We start from the raw sequence: 15,508 nt of genomic DNA, 5'->3' as shown, positions 1-15,508 counted from the left end.
CCGCCGCGGCGGCCCCCGCCCACCCGGACGACGCGTCCTCGATCGCCAGCCCGCTCACACCGCCGACGCACATGAAAACGAGCCCGAACACGATGTGATGGATGTGCTGCCCGCCCGGCGTGACGTTCCCCGGCCACCACCGCACCTGCTTGCGGATCATCCGGACGCTGAACCGGATGAACAGGAAGCCGACGATGAACGCCGCGAGGAAGCAGGCCAACCGCAGCCGCCCGGTGTCCGCGATCTCCCGCGAGAACCACTCCTCCACACGGCAGACCTTCCCGCCGCCGCTCCCAAAGCACACCAGCGGTTGGCTACCGGCGCTTTGCCTTCACCACCGGCCAGGGCTGATCTAGGGGCGGAGGGCCTTGCGGAGTTCGTCGATTTCGGCTTGCCACCTTTGCAGGCCGTCGGCGGTCTCGGCCCAGAGTTCCTGGGACTCCGAATTCGCGCCCGCGACTCGGTCGAGGGCCGCCAGTGCCAAGGGACGGAAGTCGTCGGGCAGGGGCGGGACGGGCTCGTCCGGTCCGTAGATGGCGTCGGCGGGCGGGCCGCCGGGGCATTGGGCGGCCACCAACGCGGCCGCCGCGACGGCCGTGTCGCCCTCTGAGCGGTCCAGGTAGCCCGCTTCGCGGATCGCGGCCTCCAGGGCCTCCCGGACGGCGGCCGGACGTTCGTCCAAGGCCAGGTCATCGAGGTCGCCCGCGAAGTCGGCGGCGGTGTCGTTGCCGAACGGGGTCGCGTCCCAGGTTCCCATCTCCACCTCCAGGTCCCCGCACTCTAGGGAAGCGCGGCGGGCATCCGCGGCCCGATGCGATCTTCCCATACTTCGGCAGCCGATATATAGTCGCCCGCATGGTGAAACGATCAGGGGTGCTGAGCGAGCCCACGTACTTCGTGCTCGCGGCGCTGCTCGACGGGCCGGTGCACGGCTACGGGATCATCAAGAGGTCGCAGGAGCTGTCCGGCGGGCGGATCCGGCTGGCCGTCGGCACCCTCTACGGCGCGCTCGACCGGCTGGCCGGCGACGGGCTGATCGCCGTGGACCGGGAGGAGACCGTCCAGGGGCGCCCGCGCCGCTACTACCGGCTGACCGAGGACGGGCGCCTGGCCGTCACCCGGGAGGCGCTGCGGCTGGAGCAGGCGGCCCGGATCGTCACGGGACGAACCTCGTTCGCGACGGGGGACGCGGGAGCATGAACAAGACATTCGCCGAACGCTGGTACCGCCTGTTCCTGCGCGCCTTCCCGCCCGGTCACCGCGCCGAGTACGGCCCGGAGATCATCGGCACGCTCCTGAACGACGCTCCACGCCGCGTCCCATCGGCAAGGGAGACGGCCGGGCTCCTCACCGCGGGCTACGCCGCCCGCGCCCGCGCCGCCACCGGAGAGCCGATGCCGTGGTGGGCCGACGGCGCGCACCTCGGGCTGCTGATGCTCGCCCTGGCGAACCTTGCGTACAGGATCGCCGACCACGCGTCCCTTGGGTGGCTGGCCGTTTCGGCGCTGCTGGTGGTGGCGTTCCTACGCGGCTGGACGCTGCTCGCCCTGCCCCTCGCCTTGGCCGTGGCGCTCTCGACCGGTCGCGCCATGCTGTGGGGCCTCGACGCGGCGGGCGGGACGCAGCTTCTCGGTCCGGCCTACCACGACTGGATCTCGCTGGCCCCCTACGGACTGCTGGCGGCCGGAGCCGTGGTGATCGCGATCCGCCGGCCGCGGATTCTGCGTGCCCGGTCGTGGTGGTGGACGGCGATCCCCGTGGCCGCCCTCGTCCTCACCCATGCGCCCGGAGTCCGGGAGTACGGCGAGACCTGGCAACTGGCCAGGGCCGGGATCGAGGGGCTCGTCCTGCTCGCCGGGGTGTGGGCCACCGCGGTCGCGCGCAGCCCGCGCTGGGCGCTGGCGGCGGCGGTCTACGTCCTGCCGGGCGTGGCCTCGGCGCTGGTCAACCCGCCGTCGAACGTGCAGGACACCGGCTACTGGACGGTCCTGGCCGCGCTCGTCCTGGCCATCGCCGCGACAGCATGGAAGCCCCAGCCCGTGCCCGAACGGCGCCGTCCGCACTAGCACCAGGGCGAGTACGCTCGATGCCACGATGCCGGACGACCTGTTGACGATCGGCGAGCTGGCGAAACGCACCGGCGTCGCCACCTCCGCGCTGCGCTACTGGGAAGACCTCGGCCTGCTCACGCCGCCGGTCCGGGTCTCGGGCCAGCGGCGCTACCCGCCGTCCGCGGTCGGGCAGATCGGCGCGATCCTGCTGATGCGGGACGCCGGGTTCACGCTGCGCGATCTCAAGGCGCTCCTCACCCCCTCGCCCCCGCCCGGTGACAGCCGCCAGGAGATCCTCCGGCGCAAGCTCATCGAGCTGGACGAGCGGATCGCCCAGGCCCAAGCGGCGCGGACCGCCGTCGCCCACGGCCTGTCCTGCCCCCACGAGAACATTCTCGACTGCCCGCACTTCACCGCCGGAGTCGCCGCCCGCCTTGCGGGAGCGTCCTTCGAAGAGGCTCACCAGCACTGAACCCAGGCGCGCCGCGCCCGGCGCCCGGCTGGACAAACGCGTAACACATAGGTTACACATCTGGGGTGGACGTCTTCGCCGCCGTGGCCGACCCGGTGCGCCGCCGCATCGTGGCGCTGCTCGGCGACGGCCCGCTGACGGCCGGAGCGCTGGCCGCCGCGTTCCCGGACATCAGCCGCCCGGCGGTGAGCCGCCACCTGCGGGTCCTGCGCGAGGCGGGGCTGGTCGCGGCCGAGACCGTGGGACGCGAGCGGTACTACCGGGCCGACCACGGCGCGCTGCGGGAGATCGACCGGTGGCTGGCCACCGTCCGCAGGCAGGCGTGGGACCAGCGCCTGGACGCCCTGGGGACGGAAGTCCACCGCACGCGCCGCGAACGTCCGGCGGAACCGCGGACGACCGACGAGGAACCAACCACGAGGAGCGCGGGATGAAACCGACACCCACCGGACGGCTGCTCGCCACGGCGACCGGCACGGATCTGCAATTGACACGCCAGTACAAGGCCACGATCGAGGACGTCTGGGCGAGCATCACCGAGCCCGAGCGGACGGCCCGGTGGTTCGCGCACTGGAGCGGCGAGGGAAGGCCGGGCGCCACGGTGCGGCTCACGCTGGTGCACGAGGACGGCCAGCCCGAGAGCGACATGACGATCATCGCCTGCGAGCCGCCCCGGCGGCTCGAGGTCGAGACCGTCGACGAGTACGGGCGCTGGCACCTGGAGGCGCGGCTCGACGAGGCGGACGGCGTGACGACGCTGACCTTCCTGCACCACCTGGACCCCGGCACCGACCTGACCACGACCGGGCCGGGCTGGGAGTATTACCTCGACCACCTTTCCGCCTCCAGGGACGGAACGCCCGCGCCGGACTTCGACGACTACTATCCCGCGCAGGTGGAGTACTACAGGAACCTCACGACCGACTGAATTTCATGAGCGGACGAGAAATGGTGCGGGGCCTCCAGGAGAGGGCGGCCCGGGCCCTTCCGGCGGAGCATGTGCGAGACATCGACGGATGGTGGCTGCGCCATGCCCCCAACTGTTCCTGGTGGGTGGGGACCGTCCTTCCACACGGCGAAGCCCCGCCGGACGAATTGGTGCGCAAGGTCGTCCAGGCCGAGGATTTCTACACCGGGCACGACGCTGACGCACGGTTCCAGATCACTCCCGGCGCGTGCCCGGACGGGCTCGACCCCGTCCTCGAAGAGCGCGGCTACCGACGAGAGGACTCCCTGTCGTTGCAGGTGGCGCCTGCCAGACGCGTTCTGGAGCGGACGCCCGCCTCACTACGCGTCCGGTTGGACGAGCGTCCGACGGACTCGTGGTTCGACGCCTGGCACGCCGTGCACGGCGGCGACCTCCGTTCCGAGCGGGGCATGCTCGCGCGGGTGAAAGGGCCGTCCGCCTACGTCTGCGCGATGATCGGGGACGATGTCGCCGCGGTCGGCCGGGCGGTCGCCGACTCCGGCTGGACGGGTGTGTTCAACATGGCCACCATTCCCGAAGCACGCGGAAAGGGCGCCGCCCGAACCGTTCTGGCCGCATTGGCGGGCTGGGCCGAATCCCGGAAAGCCGACCGCATGTACCTTCAGGTCGAGCGCGGCAACGTCCCGGCCCTCCGGCTTTACGAACGCTCAGGCTTCAACGAGATCAGCACCTACCACTACCGGACGGCTACGGCGTCCGGCCGGTGATGGCGACCACCCGGTCGATCAGCGGAGCGTCGGCGGGGACCTCGACGGCGGGCCCCCACAGGGCCGGGACGGGAGCGTTCGGCACGAACACCGCCACATGATCGAGGCAGTGCCGCACCGCCTCCTCGGGCATGCCGACGGGCTGGCCGGTGGCCTTGGCGAGGTCCCAGCCGTGCACCACGATCTCGGTCAGCGCGATCTTGCCCCACACCTCGTTCGCCAGCTCCGCGCCCGCGCCGGCGTCGGTGCCGCCCTCCCACGCGGCCGGATCGTCCCAGGCCTCGCCGAGCGCCCACAGATGCTCGGCGAGGATGTTCCGCCAGCCGCCCCCGAGGTTCGCCGCGCTCGGCTCGCGGTCGGCGGTCTCGCTGGTCTTCTTCAGGGCCAGCGCGGTGAACCCGTCCGCGACCACGTCGACGTGATCGATCAGGTCGCCGACGCTGTAGTCGGCGCAGGGCGTGGCGCTGGACAGCTGGGCGTCGTCCACGCCCGCCAGGATCTCGATCATGCGGTGGCAGGCGGGCTTCAGATCGATCATCGAACTCTCTTCTCTCGGCGGGAGCCATGCGAGCCGCGGCGCGGCCTCACAGATACCGACATCTCAGGCCCCCGGGACTCATCGGTCAAGGCGGCGGGGACACGATGTCTGGGATCTGCAAAGGGCGGCGTCCGCCACGGGAAAGACGGGGGCGGCGAGCAGGGGGTTCACTCGCGGCAACACGTCGTGAGAGGAGCGTTCACATGCCCGAAACCCCTGGTTCGGAGTTCTGGAAGGACCTCAAGCCGATCGAGAACTCGCAGAAGCCGGACGCGCTGCCGGAGGTGTACCTGTCCAAGATCGCCACCGACGACGACCGGTACTACGTGCCGTTCACCGAGACGGTCGGGTCCCGCCCGCTGTGGATCAACGTGAAGGACAACACGTGGTCCGACATCCTGCGGTCCAAGGAGGCCGGGCTCGTCAACCGGCACTACCACCCGCACGAGGTGTTCGCCTACACGATCTCCGGCAAGTGGGGCTACCTGGAGCGTCCCTGGACGGCCACGGCCGGCGACTTCATCTACGAGGCGCCCGGCGAGGGCCACACGCTCGTCGCCTACGAGCACGAGGAGCCGATGAAGACGCTGTTCATCGTGAAGGGCCCGCTTGTCTGGCTGGACGAGAACGGTGACCCCGAAGGGTTCTTCGACGTCCACGACTACATCGACATGTGCCGCAAGCACTACGACAAGGTCGGCCTGGGCGCGGACTACGTCAACGCGCTGTTCCGCTAAGCCATGACGACCCTGCTCAAGCGGACCGCTCCCGCCGTCACCCCCGACCGGTACGAGAACCGGCTGCTGTTCATCCTGTTCCTGGCGTTCGGCTTCGTGTTCTTCGACCGGCAGGCGCTGGCGTTCCTCGCCCCCTACATGGACGACGATTTCGGGCTGTCGAACTCGCAGCTCGGCGTCCTGTCCGGGGTTCTCGCGCTGACGTGGGCGCTGGCCGGGATGTTCGCCGGGAGCCTGTCGGACCGGCTGGGACGGCGCAAGCCCATCCTCATCGCCGCCGTGCTGCTGTTCTCGCTGTTCTCGTCGGCGTCCGGGCTGATGACCGGGTTCATCGGCCTGCTCGCGGCGCGCGCGCTGATGGGCACGGCGGAGGGCGCGGTCCTGCCGATGTCGCAGTCGCTGATGGTGGAGGCGTCCCGCGAGTCGCGGCGCGGGCTGAACATGGGGCTGCTGCAGGGGTCGTCGGCCGGTCTGCTCGGCGGCATCGTCGCGCCGGTCGTCGTGGTGTGGCTCGCGGACACCTTCGGCTGGCGGACGGCGTTCTTCGTCACGATCGTCCCCGGGCTGATCATCGCGGGGCTGATCGCGAAGTTCGTCCTGGAACGCCCGCCGGGTAAACCGGTGGCCGAGGAGGCGGTGAAGGCGCCGAAGGTCCCGGTCAAGGACGTGCTGCGCCTGCGCAACGTCGTGATCTGCATGCTGATCGCGCCCTGCTACCTGACCTGGTTCGTCACGCTGATCACGTTCACGCCCAAGTACCTCACGGACGAGAAGGACTGGGGTTCCGGGACGATGAGCGCCGTCATGACGTGCCTGGGCGTCGCGTGGGTGCTGTGGGGGTTCGCGACGCCGGGGATCTCCGACCGGATCGGGCGGCGGAAGGCGCTGACGGGCTTCACCGTCCTGGCCGTGTTCTGCCCGATCGCCGTCGTGTACGTGGACAGCCCGGTGCTGCTCGGCACCCTGATGATCCTCACCTACACGGGCCTCGGCTGCTTCACGCTGTTCATGGCGACGATCCCGGCCGAGACGGTGCCGCGCGCCGCGCTCGCCACCGCGCTCGGCGTGATCATGGGCGTGGGCGAGCTGGCCGGCGGGTTCCTCGGGCCGCTCGTCGCGGGCCGCGCGTCCGACATCTGGGGGCTGCAGGCGGCCATGTTCATCGCGGCCGGGGGCGCGGCGATCGTCGTGGCGCTATCGTTCGGGCTCCGCGAGACGGCCCCCGCCGTCCTGCGGCGGAGAGGAGCGGCCGCATGAGAGCAGCGGTCTGGTACGGAGCACGGGACGTCCGCGTCGAGGACGTATCGCAGGGCGCCCCCGGACGCGAGGAGGTCGCGGTCAGCGTCGCGTACTGCGGGATCTGCGGCAGCGACCTGCACGAATACGCGGACGGGCCGCACGCGATCCCCGTCGGGACGCCGCATCCCGAGTCGGGACGGGCCGCGCCGCTGACGCTCGGGCACGAGTTCAGCGGGACGGTCGCCGAGGTCGGCCCGGGCGTGACGGGGTTCCGTCCGGGCGACCGCGTCGCGGTCGAGCCGCATTACCGCTGCGGCGAGTGCGCGCGGTGCCTGGCGGGCGAGTACAACCTGTGCCGCCATTTCGGGTTCGCCGGGCTGATGGGCGACGGCGGGCTCGCCGAACGCGCCGTCCTGCCGTCCTACATGCTGCACCTGCTGCCGGACGGCGTCTCGCTGAAGCAGGCGGCCGTGTTCGAGCCCGCGGCGGTCGCGCTGCACGGGGTCCGCCGGTCAGGGCTCCGGGACGGCGAGACCGTCGCGGTCGTCGGGCTCGGGCCGATCGGGCTCCTCGTCGTGCAGTTGGCCGTCCGGTACGGGGCGGGAAAGGTGATCGCGTGCGACCCGTCGCCGAGCCGCCGCGCCCTGGCGTGCCGTCTCGGCGCGGCGGAGGCCGTGGACGCCGGGGAACTGCCGCCCGGGGCCGCCGACGTGGCGTTCGAGGCGGTCGGCGCCGAGCGGACGCTGCGCGACTGCCTGGACGCCACCCGCCGCGGGGGCCGGGTCGTGCTGCTCGGACTCGGCGGCATGCTCGCCGTGGACGGGTTCGCCCTGGTCAACAACGAGCAGTCGATCATCGGGTCGGTCGGGTACCGGGACTGCCATCCCGAGCTGATCCGGCTGGCCGCCGAGGAGGGCATGGACTTCACCTCCATCGTCACCTCGGTCGTGGCGCTGGACGACGTCGTCCGCGGCGGGTTCGAGACGCTGATGAACACGATGGAGGAGATCAAGGTGCTGGTGCGGCCATGACCGAGGGGTTCGAGCCGGGCCTGTTCAAGGGGCGGCGGGCGTTCGTGACCGGCGGGACGTCCGGGATCGGGGCCGCGACCGCCGTGCTGTTCGCCGAGCTCGGCGCCGAGGTCGTCGCCCTCGGGCTGCGGCCGTCCGACGAGGGCGAGCTGCCGGACCATCCCGGCGTCCGCGTGGTGGAGCACGACGTGCTGGACGGCGGCGGCCTCACCGAGCTGATCGCGGACGCCGGGCCGCTGGACGCCCTGGTGAACTGCGCGGGCGTCAGCCACGACCGCGACGAGTACGACCTCGAACGCTGGCACCGCGTCCTGGAGATCAACCTGACCGCGACGATGGTGGCGTGCCAGGCCGCCCGCCCCGCCCTCGCCCGCGATGACGGGTCGATCGTCAACATCTCGTCGATGTTCGCCTTCTCCGGCAGCCGGGACCGGCCCGCCTACAGCGCGAGCAAGGGCGGGATCTCCCAGCTCACCCGGTCGCTGGCCGCCGAGTACGCCGCCGACGGCGTCCGGGTGAACGCGATCGCGCCCGGGTTCGTCGTCACGCCGCTGGCCCGCGGGCTGCTGGACGACCCGCCCGCCGCGGAGGCCGTCCTGGCCCGGATCCCGGCCGGACGGTACGGGCGGCCGCGGGAGATCGCGTCCGTGGCGGCGTTCCTGTGCTCGCCCGCCGCGTCCTACGTCACCGGCGCGATCCTTCCGGTGGATGGAGGCTACCTGGCGGTTTGACGCGTTCCACCACATAGGCTCCACCAGGAGGACCCGCCGACCCGGGGAGGAGCGACCATGCCGGCACCCGCACAGATGATCTCCCAGGCCAGCACGGAGGACGTCGACCCGCGCGAGCGCATCGAGTTCTGGGAGGACTACAACCGCAGGGCGCTGGTCGGGCTGTCCTGCTCCTCCTACTCCGAGCGGGGGCTGCTCGCCCGGCAGGCCAACTTCCGGCTCGGGGACGTCCGGCTGGCCGAGATCAGCGGCAACGCGCACGCCGTCGAGCGCACCCCGCAGGTCGCCAGGTCGACGCCGAAGGACTCGGTGTTCGCGACGCTGCTGGTCAAGGGCGACGCGGTCTTCCTCCACGAGAACGGCTGCCTCGCCGCCACCGCCGGGGACCTCGTCGTGTACGACACGCGCCGCCCCTACCTGTTCGGGTTCTCGTCGTCCATGCGGCAGTTCCTGGTCGACATCCCGCGCGACCGGTTCGTCGAGGAATGCATGGCGGGCGGCGTCCAGGCGCCGATGCTGTTCGGGCGCGGGACGGCCCGCGAGGGCGAGCTTGTCGTGGCGCTGCGGTCGGTCTTGGAGAACCCTGGCGCGTCCGGGCCTGACAGTGCGCGCGGGACCGTCCTCGACCTGATCCGGCTGCTGGCGACCGAGCGCTCAGGCGGACGCGCCGCGCCCGCCGCCTACCAGACGCAGCTCATCGTCGCCGAGGACTACATCGAGCGGCATCTGCACGACGCCTGCCTCACGCCCGGCCAGGTCGCGGGGGTGATGGGCGTGTCCGTCCGGCATCTCGGCCGGATCTTCGAGTCGGCGGGGACGACGCCGTCCAGGCACATTCTGGAGCGCCGCCTCCAGCGCGCCCACGACGACCTCACCGCCGCTGGCGCCTCAACGACGACCATCGCCGACATCGCCTACCGCTGGGGCTTCTCCAGCCAGGCGCATTTCGCCCGCCATTTCCGCGCCCGCTTCGGCCGCACCCCCACCGAGACCCGCGCCGCCACCCGCTGAGCCGTTGACCTGCGCGCACGGGCTTGCGCGGCCGCGTGAAGCGCTGAATGATGATCCCCCGCGCTGGACGACGACGAAAAGTGGATAGAGCGAAGTGAATATCGGCGACGGTGGAATCACGGTCAGTTACGAACCCGCGCCCGACGAGGTGGCGCGTGCGTTCTTTCATGGGCTGAGGCGGCAGCTCGCGGTCACTTACACGGTGGTGGTGGCGTTTCTGATCGGCGCCACGATCTTCTGCTTCGCCGTCGGGCAGGCGTGGGTGGGCGCCGCCCTGCTGGTGTCGACGGTCGCGGCCCCGCTCGGCTCGGCCTGGTGGCTGCGGCTGCGGCTCCGCAAAATGCTCGCGTTTCTGTGCGTGCCCACGACGATGCGGCTGACCGCCGAGGGGTACGAATGCCGAACCGACAAGTCGACGACCACAATGCGTTGGTCGATGTTCTCCAGCGTCGTGACCACCGGGGAATTCTGGCTGTTCTTCCTGAACAAACAACCCGCGGCGTTCCTGCCGAAGAGCGCGTTCGACGCCGGGCAGCAGGCGCAGATCGCTGGATTCCTCGCCGCCCGGGAGCCCGCCAAGACCCGCTGACGGTCAGCGTCCTCGAAAGTCCGGTGGACGGTTCTCCAGAAAGGCCGTGATGCCTTCCTTCGCGTCCTCGGTTCCGGCCAGCTCGACCAGTTCCGACAGCAGATGGGCGACCTGGTCCTCCAGTGGGCGGCCCTCGATCGCGAAGAAGGCGTCGCGGCCGCGGCGCAGGCCGAGCGGGCTCTTGGACGCGATCACCCCGGCCAGCTCGTCCACGCGGGCGTCCAGGTCCGCGCGCGGGACGACCTCGGTGACCAGGCCGATCTCCCGTCCTTCGGCGGCGGTGATGCGGGAGCCGGTGTAGTACAGCTTGAACGCGTGCTTCGGCGCGACGTTCCGGTTGATGATCGCCATGATCATCATGGGCCAGAGCCCGACGTTGACCTCCGGGGTGGCGAGCTTGACGTCGTCCGCCGCGATCACCAGGTCGCAGGCGGCGGCGAGGCCGAGGCCGCCCGCGACGGCGTGCCCGGCGAGCCGCGCGATGATCGGCTTGCCGAGCTTGGGGAAGGCCGTGAACAGGCGGAACGGCGCGCTGTCGCGGATGTCGTCGACGTCCAGGCCGTCGCGGTCGAGCCCGCCCAGGTCGGCTCCGGCGCAGAACGCCCGGTCCCCCGCCCCGGTCAGGACGATCACCCGCACGTCGGCGTCGTTCTTCGCCCGGTCGAACGCGTCCAGCAGCTCGCCGATCATCTGGTCGTTGAGCGCGTTGCGGGCGTCGAGCCTGTTCAGCGTGATGCGCGCGACCCTGCCGTCCACCGAATAGAGCGTCGTCCCGTCCATCTCCGGCCCGTTCACGTCCATCCCCGGCCCGTTCCCGGCCGCAGCGAGCCCCGCGACCCGCCCGCGCGGCTCCGGCGGGACGGGTCGCGGCGCGGGCTACAGCCGCTCGATGATCGTCGCGTTGGCCTGGCCGCCGCCCTCGCACATGGTCTGGAGGCCGTAGCGGCCGCCGGTGCGCTCCAGCTCGTGGAGCAGCTTGGTCATCAGCACGCCGCCGGTGGCGCCGAGCGGGTGGCCGAGCGCGATCGCGCCGCCGTTCGGGTTGGTCTTCTCCAGGGACGCGCCGGTGTCGTGCGCCCACGCCATCGGGACCGGCGCGAACGCCTCGTTGACCTCGAAGACGTCGATGTCGCCGATCTTCAGCCCGGCGCGGTCGAGGGCCTTCTCCGTCGCGGGGATGGGGCCGGTCAGCATGTAGACCGGGTCGGAGCCGGTCACCGCGAGGGTGTGGATGCGGGCGCGCGGGGTGAGGCCGTGCCGCTTGACGGCCTCCTCGGACGCGATCAGCACCGCGGACGAGCCGATCGAGATCTGCGAGGCCACGGCGGCGGTCATCCGGCCGCCCTCGCGCAGCGCCTTCAGGCCCGCCATCTTCTCCAGGGTGGTGTCGGGGCGGGCGCCCTCGTCCTGCGTCACGCCCGCGATGGGCGCGATCTCCCGGTCGAAGTACCCGGCCTCGATCGCCTTGGCGGCGCGCTGGTGGCTCTCCAGCGCGAACCTCTCCAGGTCCTCGCGGCTGTAGCCCCACTTCTCCGCCATCATCTCGGCACCGCGGAACTGGGAGATCTCCTGCGTGCCGTACCGCTCGATCCAGCCCTCGCCGAACGGGAAGTCCATGCCCTGGACGATGCTGGAGCCCATCGGCACCTTCGCCATCTGCTCGACGCCGGACGCGACGACGAGGTCCTGGGTGCCGGACAGCACGCCCTGCGCGGCGAAATGGATCGCCTGCTGGGACGACCCGCACTGCCGGTCGATGGTCACGCCCGGCACGGACTCCGGCAGCCCCGCCGACAGCCACGCCGTCCGGGCGATGTCGAGGGTCTGCGGGCCGACCTGCATGACGCAGCCCATGATCACGTCCTCGACCGCGGACGGGTCGACGCCGGTGCGGTTGACGAGTTCCTTGAGCACGTGGGCCCCGAGGTCGGCGGGGTGGACGTCCTTCAGGCCGCCCTTCTTGGTGCCGACGGGGGTACGGACCGCGCCGACGATGTACGCCTCGGCCACTGCGCCTCCAAATTCTGGGTTCCGTCCCGAAACCGAGCGAGATTCGGTTCGTCGGTTACGAGATTACATCGCCTGACGTCCGAAGCGATATGAGGCAGGCCACGCTACATTCCGCTTCCGGCGCGCCCCTCCTGAGGGCGCAGGCAGCGCTCGCCGTCCGCCTCGTCGCCGAGCGACTCCTCCGCGAGTCTCCGCAGGACGTCCGCCAGCTCGGGATGCTCCTCCGGCGACCATCCGTCCAGGTGGCGGGCCAGCCCCTCGCGGCGGGCGGCGAAGAGGCGCTCCGCCGCGGCCTGCCCGGTGCCGGTGATGATGAGCGTCCCGTCGGCGCGCCGGACGTAGCCGGAGTCCACGAGCCGGTCGACGTGCGGGCGCCCGTGCTCGACGGTGACGCCCGCGCGTTCGGCGAGGGCCTCTCCGGTGACCGTCCCGTCCCTGGCGATCCGGCACAGCGCCCACACGCTGCCCGGCGGCAGCGCGACACCCGAGAGCGCGCCCAGCCGGTCGTAGAGTTCGAGGGCCTTCGGGTCCTTCCGCATGAGTTCGCTCAGCGCGCGCTCTATCTCGTGCCTGGACGACCGCACGGTGGGCGCAGCGCCGAACCCTTCGCCGTAGTCGCGCGTCTGCGAAGTGGCCCGCAACGGAACCTCACGCAAGAACCACGCCAGGACGAACGCGACGGACGCCACCGGAACGGCCCACAAGAACACCGAATCGATCGACTGCGCGTACGCGTGCAGGACGGCGTCCTTCACCTCGGCCGGATACCTGTCGAGCAGCGCGGGATTCCCCTGGACGGCGGACGGGTCGAAGCCGGGCGGCAGCATCCGCGCCAGGTCCTCGATATGGCCGGCGAGCTGGTTGCTGAACACGGAACCGAACACCGCGACACCGAACGACCCGCCGATCTGCCGGAAGAACGTCACACCGGACGTGGCCGCGCCAAGGTCTTGGTACGGCACCGAATTCTGGACGGCGATGACGAGCACCTGCAACACCAGCCCCAGCCCGAAGCCGAGCAGGGCGAACCGCAGGCTCATCGTCAGGGTGGACGCGTCCTCGTCCAGCCGGGAGCACAGGTACAGCGCCAGCGCGATCAGCGGCGTCCCGATCACCGGGAACACCTTGTAGCGGCCGGTACGGCTGATCAGCTGCCCGGACCCGATCGAGGCGACCAGCATCCCGAGCATCATCGGCAGCAGGTGCACGCCGGACAGCGTCGGCGACACCCCGTGCACGACCTGCAGGAAGATCGGCAGGAACGTCAGCGCGCCGAACATCGCGAAGCCGACCGCGAAGCTGATCGCCGCGCCCAGCGAGAACACCGAGTTCGCCAGCAGCCGCGGCGGCATGATCGGTTCGGCGGCGCGGCGCTCCACCAGCAGCCACACCGCGATCAGCACGACCGACCCGGCCGCGAGGACGACGATCGGCGCGGACAGCCAGTCGTAGGTCGTCCCGCCCCACGTGGTCACCAGGACGAGCCCGACCGCCCAGCCGACGATCAGCAGCGTCCCGAGGTAGTCGATGCGGTGCCGCTCGCGCTCGCCCGTCGCGTGCAGCACCGCCGCGATCACCAGCAGCGCGACGATCCCGATCGGCACGTTGATGTAGAACACCCAGCGCCACGACAGGTTGTCGACGAACCAGCCGCCGAGCAGCGGGCCGCACACGCTGGCCACGCCGAAGACCGCGCCGAACAGGCCCTGGTAGCGGCCGCGGTCGCGGGGCGGCACGACGTCCCCGACGATCGCGACGACGAGCACCATCAGCCCGCCGCCGCCGAGGCCCTGCAGGGCGCGGAAGACGATCAGCTCCGTCATGTCCCGCGCGAGGCCGCACAGCGCCGACCCGATCAGGAAGATCACGATGGACGACTGGAACAGCCGCTTGCGCCCGTACTGGTCGCCGAGCTTGCCCCACAGCGGCGTCGACGCGGTCGAGGCGAGCAGGTACGACGTCACGACCCACGACAGGTGGTTCAGCCCGCCGAGGTCGCTGACGATCGTCGGCAGCGCCGTGGACACGATCGTCTGGTCCAGCGCGGCCAGCAGCATGGACAGCATGAGCGCGCCGAGGATGACGTAGAGGTCCCTGCCCTTGGGCATGACCCGCTCGTCCGCCTCCGGCGCCGCTCCTGCCGTCATGCCGTCGCACCTCCCCGAGCGAACGCAGGAGGCCTACCCGCGAACCCGGCGAGATCACCCGCGGGTGAGCGGCGACGTCAGCCGAGGAGGGCCGGTGTCAGCCGAAGAGGTCGCGGGCGACCTTCGCGGCGCCGAGTCCCGCGGCCCCGCCCGCGACGCCCACCGCGCCCGCGGTGACCCACAGCGGGAGGCCGGGACGGGTCTTGACGGCGCTCAGCGCGTCCAGGGCGTCGACGGCGAGGCCGAGCCGCGTCCACAGGCGGCGGCCGGACTCGTCGCCGCTGAGCAGGTATCCGGCGCCGAGGGCGACCTCGCGGGCGCCGAACGCCCGGACCAGGTAGTCGCGTCCGGCGTCGGTGCCCGAGCCCATGCCCATGAGCCGCACGGTCAGCTTCGGGGCCGCCAGCGCCGCGAGACCGAGCGCGATCCGGCCGCGCGCCAGGTTCGTCATGACGCCGTCGAGCTTGTCCCCGTCGTCGGACTTGCCCCGTCCGTCTATTTCAATCGCATCTGCCACATCTGGAGGTTATATGTGCCGCCCCGCGCTGCCGAGACCCGGGTAACCCCGTCCTTACACGTCTATCGTTTCAAGGAGGCGGCACTCCCTAGGCACTCCCGGCACTCCCCCGGGTACTCCCCTCACGGAAGGTGACCATGGAAGGCATCCTCGCCCTCGCAGTGGTGTCACTCCTCGCCGCGTTCTGCGTGCGCTGGGCCGCGGTGCGGCTCCGGCTCCCCATGCCCACCAGGGTCGCGGTGCTCACCGTGTTCGTCCTGGTCGTGCTGACGTTGTACGGGGATCACCTGCGTACTTGAATGAACGCTCAACGAATTCGTGCGGCGCGTCCCGAACCAACCGGCCCGGCAGAGAGTCATAACTGGCGAAACCGGCTTCACGCCCGTTCGCCGTCCCGCCTGACGCGAGCGGTACCCCGTCCGGCGAAGCCGGCCCGAGCGAGGGAGTCCACCAGTGCCGCATCAGGCGACCGCGATCCAGGGGACCGGCGGCGCGATCGCCCCGCATCTCAGACGGCTGCTGGAGTTCGTCGAGCCCGACCAGAACGACGTCTGCCTGGACGTGGCGCGCGGCCACGGCCCGATGCCCGCCGCGCTCGCCCCGCAGGTCCGCCACATGACCGCCGTGGACGCGATGCCCGCGCCCGCCGACCCCGTGCCCGGCGCGTCGCGGCGCATGGCGACGGTCGAGTTCGGCACTGGACCGGTCCGCATCACCGACGGCGACTCCCCGCCGCCGCC

19 protein-coding genes and 2 pseudogenes are annotated in these 15,508 nt (G+C 71.3%); 14 read left to right on the top strand and 7 right to left on the bottom strand.

Going from position 1 to position 15,508, the window contains the following annotated elements:
* Together E1287_RS36470 and E1287_RS36465 are read right to left on the bottom strand one after the other, a co-directional pair.
* A pseudogene (locus E1287_RS36470) lies at nucleotides 1-268 on the bottom strand (hypothetical protein); the annotation flags it as partial.
* Nucleotides 269-352: 84 nt separating this feature from the next.
* Nucleotides 353-757 (bottom strand): DUF4259 domain-containing protein, encoded by a 405-nt coding sequence (locus tag E1287_RS36465; protein WP_131969843.1) that lies wholly within the window; start codon nucleotides 755-757, stop codon nucleotides 353-355.
* Nucleotides 758-855: 98 nt separating this feature from the next.
* Here E1287_RS36465 and E1287_RS36460 point away from each other — a divergent pair, with 98 nt between their 5' ends.
* The 6 genes from E1287_RS36460 (at nucleotide 856) to E1287_RS36435 (ending at nucleotide 4,218) form a co-directional block, all read left to right on the top strand.
* On the top strand, nucleotides 856-1,200 hold the full coding sequence (locus E1287_RS36460) for a PadR family transcriptional regulator (RefSeq protein WP_131969842.1): 345 nt from the start codon (nucleotides 856-858) through the stop codon (nucleotides 1,198-1,200).
* Entirely contained in the window at nucleotides 1,197-2,066 is an 870-nt protein-coding gene (locus E1287_RS36455) for a hypothetical protein (protein ID WP_131969841.1), read from the top strand. Before E1287_RS36460 ends, E1287_RS36455 begins: the two co-directional genes overlap by 4 nt.
* A gap of 28 nt (nucleotides 2,067-2,094) precedes the next feature.
* Nucleotides 2,095-2,523 (top strand): MerR family transcriptional regulator, encoded by a 429-nt coding sequence (locus tag E1287_RS36450; protein ID WP_131969840.1) that lies wholly within the window; start codon nucleotides 2,095-2,097, stop codon nucleotides 2,521-2,523.
* 65 nt (nucleotides 2,524-2,588) lie between these two features.
* Nucleotides 2,589-2,957 carry a metalloregulator ArsR/SmtB family transcription factor gene (locus tag E1287_RS36445; RefSeq protein ID WP_207934671.1) on the top strand — a complete coding sequence of 123 codons (369 nt, stop codon included), beginning with the start codon at nucleotides 2,589-2,591 and terminating at the stop codon, nucleotides 2,955-2,957.
* Nucleotides 2,954-3,451, top strand: a complete 498-nt coding sequence (locus E1287_RS36440; RefSeq protein WP_131969838.1) for an SRPBCC family protein — start codon at nucleotides 2,954-2,956, stop codon at nucleotides 3,449-3,451. Before E1287_RS36445 ends, E1287_RS36440 begins: the two co-directional genes overlap by 4 nt.
* Nucleotides 3,452-3,456: 5 nt before the next feature.
* On the top strand, nucleotides 3,457-4,218 hold the full coding sequence (locus E1287_RS36435) for a GNAT family N-acetyltransferase (RefSeq protein ID WP_131969837.1): 762 nt from the start codon (nucleotides 3,457-3,459) through the stop codon (nucleotides 4,216-4,218).
* Here the strand turns inward: E1287_RS36435 and E1287_RS36430 are convergent.
* Nucleotides 4,199-4,756: a TIGR03086 family metal-binding protein gene (locus tag E1287_RS36430; RefSeq protein ID WP_131969836.1), complete on the bottom strand. Its 558-nt coding sequence runs from the start codon at nucleotides 4,754-4,756 to the stop codon at nucleotides 4,199-4,201. The two genes, E1287_RS36435 and E1287_RS36430, sit on opposite strands and share 20 nt — an antisense overlap.
* 203 nt (nucleotides 4,757-4,959) lie before the next feature.
* On the opposite strand from E1287_RS36430, the gene E1287_RS36425 reads away from it, so the two are divergent.
* The 6 genes from E1287_RS36425 to E1287_RS36400 all read left to right on the top strand — a co-directional run bounded on the left by E1287_RS36425 (nucleotide 4,960) and on the right by E1287_RS36400 (nucleotide 10,094).
* Nucleotides 4,960-5,493: a 2,4'-dihydroxyacetophenone dioxygenase family protein gene (locus E1287_RS36425; RefSeq protein WP_131969835.1), complete on the top strand. Its 534-nt coding sequence runs from the start codon at nucleotides 4,960-4,962 to the stop codon at nucleotides 5,491-5,493.
* A 3-nt stretch (nucleotides 5,494-5,496) separates the two neighbouring features.
* A complete protein-coding gene (locus E1287_RS36420; RefSeq protein ID WP_131969834.1) occupies nucleotides 5,497-6,750 on the top strand; it encodes an MFS transporter in 1,254 nt (417 codons plus the stop codon).
* Nucleotides 6,747-7,763, top strand: coding sequence for a 2,3-butanediol dehydrogenase (locus tag E1287_RS36415; protein WP_131969833.1), 1,017 nt, complete (start codon nucleotides 6,747-6,749; stop codon nucleotides 7,761-7,763). The genes E1287_RS36420 and E1287_RS36415 overlap by 4 nt, the downstream gene beginning before the upstream one ends.
* Nucleotides 7,760-8,494 (top strand): SDR family oxidoreductase, encoded by a 735-nt coding sequence (locus E1287_RS36410; RefSeq protein ID WP_131969832.1) that lies wholly within the window; start codon nucleotides 7,760-7,762, stop codon nucleotides 8,492-8,494. The genes E1287_RS36415 and E1287_RS36410 overlap by 4 nt, the downstream gene beginning before the upstream one ends.
* Nucleotides 8,495-8,551: 57 nt before the next feature.
* On the top strand, nucleotides 8,552-9,505 hold the full coding sequence (locus E1287_RS36405; protein WP_131969831.1) for a helix-turn-helix domain-containing protein: 954 nt from the start codon (nucleotides 8,552-8,554) through the stop codon (nucleotides 9,503-9,505).
* Nucleotides 9,506-9,599: 94 nt separating this feature from the next.
* Entirely contained in the window at nucleotides 9,600-10,094 is a 495-nt protein-coding gene (locus E1287_RS36400; protein ID WP_131969830.1) for a YcxB family protein, read from the top strand.
* A 3-nt stretch (nucleotides 10,095-10,097) separates the two neighbouring features.
* On the opposite strand, the gene E1287_RS36395 is transcribed toward E1287_RS36400, so the two are convergent.
* From E1287_RS36395 to E1287_RS36380, 4 genes are all read right to left on the bottom strand, one after another.
* Nucleotides 10,098-10,895: an enoyl-CoA hydratase-related protein gene (locus E1287_RS36395; RefSeq protein ID WP_131969829.1), complete on the bottom strand. Its 798-nt coding sequence runs from the start codon at nucleotides 10,893-10,895 to the stop codon at nucleotides 10,098-10,100.
* Nucleotides 10,896-10,970: 75 nt separating this feature from the next.
* Complete coding sequence (locus tag E1287_RS36390) at nucleotides 10,971-12,104, bottom strand: acetyl-CoA C-acetyltransferase (RefSeq protein ID WP_131969828.1); 1,134 nt, start codon at nucleotides 12,102-12,104, stop codon at nucleotides 10,971-10,973.
* A gap of 104 nt (nucleotides 12,105-12,208) precedes the next feature.
* Entirely contained in the window at nucleotides 12,209-14,251 is a 2,043-nt protein-coding gene (locus E1287_RS36385) for a DHA2 family efflux MFS transporter permease subunit (RefSeq protein WP_131969827.1), read from the bottom strand.
* A gap of 97 nt (nucleotides 14,252-14,348) precedes the next feature.
* Nucleotides 14,349-14,768 (bottom strand): hypothetical protein, encoded by a 420-nt coding sequence (locus E1287_RS36380; RefSeq protein ID WP_243719682.1) that lies wholly within the window; start codon nucleotides 14,766-14,768, stop codon nucleotides 14,349-14,351.
* A 137-nt stretch (nucleotides 14,769-14,905) separates the two neighbouring features.
* On the opposite strand from E1287_RS36380, the gene E1287_RS44295 reads away from it, so the two are divergent.
* Together E1287_RS44295 and E1287_RS36375 are read left to right on the top strand one after the other, a co-directional pair.
* The gene (locus E1287_RS44295; protein ID WP_165969381.1) at nucleotides 14,906-15,067 is read left to right on the top strand and encodes a hypothetical protein; all 162 of its coding nucleotides are present in this window, start codon (nucleotides 14,906-14,908) and stop codon (nucleotides 15,065-15,067) included.
* Nucleotides 15,068-15,221: 154 nt separating this feature from the next.
* Nucleotides 15,222-15,508, top strand: a pseudogene (locus E1287_RS36375) (class I SAM-dependent methyltransferase); the annotation flags it as partial.

The organism is Actinomadura sp. KC06 (assembly GCF_004348735.1).
Classification (GTDB): Bacteria; Actinomycetota; Actinomycetes; order Streptosporangiales; family Streptosporangiaceae; genus Spirillospora.
The sequence above is the reverse complement of the archived record's forward strand: the minus strand, read 5'-3'. Positions and strand labels throughout refer to the sequence as shown.

Bases quoted from the DNA above. Each gene is read 5' to 3' on its own strand.
- E1287_RS36440 (WP_131969838.1), top strand. From the start codon at position 2,954: ATGAAACCGACACCCACCGGACGGCTGCTCGCCACGGCGACCGGCACG.
- E1287_RS36410 (WP_131969832.1), top strand. From the start codon at position 7,760: ATGACCGAGGGGTTCGAGCCGGGCCTGTTCAAGGGGCGGCGGGCGTTC.
- E1287_RS36450 (WP_131969840.1), top strand. From the start codon at position 2,095: ATGCCGGACGACCTGTTGACGATCGGCGAGCTGGCGAAACGCACCGGC.
- E1287_RS36435 (WP_131969837.1), top strand. From the start codon at position 3,457: ATGAGCGGACGAGAAATGGTGCGGGGCCTCCAGGAGAGGGCGGCCCGG.
- E1287_RS36415 (WP_131969833.1), top strand. From the start codon at position 6,747: ATGAGAGCAGCGGTCTGGTACGGAGCACGGGACGTCCGCGTCGAGGAC.
- E1287_RS36395 (WP_131969829.1), bottom strand. From the start codon at position 10,895: ATGGACGTGAACGGGCCGGAGATGGACGGGACGACGCTCTATTCGGTG.
- E1287_RS36465 (WP_131969843.1), bottom strand. From the start codon at position 757: ATGGGAACCTGGGACGCGACCCCGTTCGGCAACGACACCGCCGCCGAC.
- E1287_RS36430 (WP_131969836.1), bottom strand. From the start codon at position 4,756: ATGATCGATCTGAAGCCCGCCTGCCACCGCATGATCGAGATCCTGGCG.
- E1287_RS36460 (WP_131969842.1), top strand. From the start codon at position 856: ATGGTGAAACGATCAGGGGTGCTGAGCGAGCCCACGTACTTCGTGCTC.
- E1287_RS36420 (WP_131969834.1), top strand. From the start codon at position 5,497: ATGACGACCCTGCTCAAGCGGACCGCTCCCGCCGTCACCCCCGACCGG.
- E1287_RS44295 (WP_165969381.1), top strand. From the start codon at position 14,906: ATGGAAGGCATCCTCGCCCTCGCAGTGGTGTCACTCCTCGCCGCGTTC.
- E1287_RS36385 (WP_131969827.1), bottom strand. From the start codon at position 14,251: ATGACGGCAGGAGCGGCGCCGGAGGCGGACGAGCGGGTCATGCCCAAG.
- E1287_RS36455 (WP_131969841.1), top strand. From the start codon at position 1,197: ATGAACAAGACATTCGCCGAACGCTGGTACCGCCTGTTCCTGCGCGCC.
- E1287_RS36405 (WP_131969831.1), top strand. From the start codon at position 8,552: ATGCCGGCACCCGCACAGATGATCTCCCAGGCCAGCACGGAGGACGTC.
- E1287_RS36425 (WP_131969835.1), top strand. From the start codon at position 4,960: ATGCCCGAAACCCCTGGTTCGGAGTTCTGGAAGGACCTCAAGCCGATC.